Source organism: Mycobacterium sp. NGS49 (assembly GCF_059812565.1).
In genome coordinates, this window is the sequence record NZ_JCALCX010000085.1 from 1 (window position 1) to 2561 (window position 2561).

At 78.2% G+C, this 2561-nt stretch carries 1 pseudogene; it reads right to left on the minus strand.

Features of this window, described 5'->3' with window-relative positions:
* Positions 1-233 precede the first annotated feature (233 nt).
* Positions 234-2561: pseudogene (locus AC5Y7D_RS30730) on the minus strand (PE family protein); the annotation flags it as partial.

Genomic DNA, 2561 nt, shown 5'->3' on the forward strand with positions numbered 1-2561 from the left:
ATAGGGGACATCGGCAAGCGCCTCCTCACCAGCGGGGTAGCCAGTGGGCGTTGCCGGTCCAAAAAGAAAAAAATGGCGTTATCCCGGCAGGATCAGCCTGGCATCGCCGATCTCACTTCCGGCGATGCGGATGGGCATGTGCGCCGTGCTGCCCGAACACCGCTCGCGTGCGATTCGGTCGATACCGCGCCCGTGTATTGCTCTGCCAACCCGGGCAGCGGGGCCGCTGGGCCTCACCCGTCAGCGCCCGGATCACCCGCCTTGCCCACCGGCGTGCCCGACCCGCCCACGCCTCCGGTCCCGCCGGTGCCGCCCGCCCCCGTTAGGTAGGGCTGACCGCCGTCACCGCCGTCGCCACCGTTCCCGCCGGGGCCGGTGGCGCCGCTGCCGCCGTCGCCGCCGTCACCGCCATCACCGCCGTCGGCGCTGTCTGCGCCGCCACCGCCGCTGCCGGCGTCGCCACCCTCACCGCCGCCGCCACCCGCGCCGCCCTTCCCGCCGCCGGCCGCAGCGCCGCCCTTCCCGCCGCCGCCGCCGTCACCTCCTCGCCCGGTAATTTCGCCGGAGCCGAAGCCGCCACCGCCACGCCCGCCGTCACCGCCGCCGCCGCCGGCGCCCGCGTCGCCGCCACTGTCCGCGGCGCCCCCGACACCGCCAATGCCGCCTTTGCCGCCGGATCTGCCGATGCCGCCGCCCAGGCCGGCGTTGCCGCCGTTGCCGCCCTGGCCGCCGCTGCCGCCGGCGCCGCCGTTGCCCCCGCCGATCGCGGCGCCGCCGGCGCCGCCGGTACCCGCTTCGCCACCGAAGCCACCTACCCCCTTGCTCAGGATACCGGTATCGGCGCCGCGGCCGCCGGCGCCGCCGTCACCGCCGGCGCCGCCGTCACCGCCGCCGGTAGCGGCGCCGCCAATCCCGCCCTTCCCACCGAAGCCACCGTCCCCGCCAAGGGCGACGCCGACGCTTGCGGGACCGCCGCCATCCCCGCCCGCGCCTCCGTCGCCGGCGTCGCCACCGTCACCGCCGTCGGTGGCGGCACCGCCTGCGCCGCCATCACCGCCGAAGCCGCCGAAGCCGCCGAACGTGGCGGCGCTTCTGGTCTGGCCGCCGGTGCCGCCGGTGCCTCCGTCACCGCCCGCGCCGCCATTACCACCGCCGGTCGCTGCGCCGCCTGCGCCGCCGGCACCGCCAGCACCACCCGCGCCAGGATTGTCGCCCACGTCCGACGTGACACCTCCCTGGCCGCCCTTGCCACCAGCGCCGCCGCCACCGGCGTTGCCGCCGCCACTGGCGTTCCCGCCGGCCCCGCCGCTGCCCCCGGCACCGCCGTCGCCAGCGTTGTCGTCAGTGCTTTCGCCGCCTTCTCCGCCGTCCCCGCCGCGACCGCCGTCTCCGGCGTTGCCGCCGCCACTGGCGTTCCCGCCGGCCCCGCCGCTGCCCCCAGCCCCGCCGTCGCCAGCGTTGTCGTCAGTGCTGTCGCCGCCTTCTCCGCCGGCCCCGCCGGTGCCGCCGTCGCCGGCGTTTCCGCCCTGAGCGGCGTTCCCGCCCGCCCCGCCGCGACCGCCGGCAAAGCCGGCCTGCCCCTCGCCGATGGTGTCGGCGCCGTTGCTGCCGGTGCCCCCGGCCCCACCGGTGCCGCCGTCGCCACCCGCGCCGGCGGCGCCGACGCCGCCGCCGGTGCCGCCGGTGCCGGCCGCGCCACCGATGCCGGCCGCCCCGCCCGCGCCCGCGTCACCACCGTTGCCGCCGACCGAACCCGCAAGCGTGCCCGAGCCGCCAGCACCACCATTGCCGCCCGTTCCGCCGGTGCCGCCTCTACCGCCGCTGCCATTGACACCGCCGGTGGTGGTGCCACCACCGGCACCGCCGGTGCCCCCGGACCCACCGGCAAACGCCTTACCCCCGTTAGCGCCGGACAACGCGGCAGCACTGGCGCCGGCCGTGCCGGTGCCACCGGTGCCCCCGACACCGCCGGTGCCCCCGGTACCCGCCCCTCCGACCCCGCCGCCGGTGCCACCGGTACCAGCCGCGCCACCAGCCCCGGCAGCGCCACCGATTCCACCGGTCCCACCGTTACCGCCGACCGAACCCGCGAGAGTGCCCGAGCCGCCGGTTCCCCCCACACCCCCGACACCGCCAATGCCGCCTTTGCCGCCGGCGCCGTTGGTACCACCGGCCCCACTGTCGCCACCCGCCCCGCCCACCCCGCCAGCACCGCCGGCGAAACCGGTCCCGCCAAGAGCGGCACTACCCGCCGGCGCATCTACGCCGCGGCTGCCCGCACCGCCCATTCCGCCCTGCCCACCGGTACCACCGACACCCGCGTTACCCGCCGCGCCCCCGGTGCCGCCGGTACCGGCCGCACCACCGGCACCCGCCGCACCACCAGCCCCACCGATCCCGCCGGTGCCGCCGATCGATCCCGCCGCGGTCCCCGACCCGCCCGACCCACCGATACCACCCACCCCACCAGTGCCCCCGGCACCGCCGCTGCCGTTGGTCCCACCAACCCCGCTACCGCCACCCAACCCACCCACCCCACCCACACCGCCGGCAAACCCCGA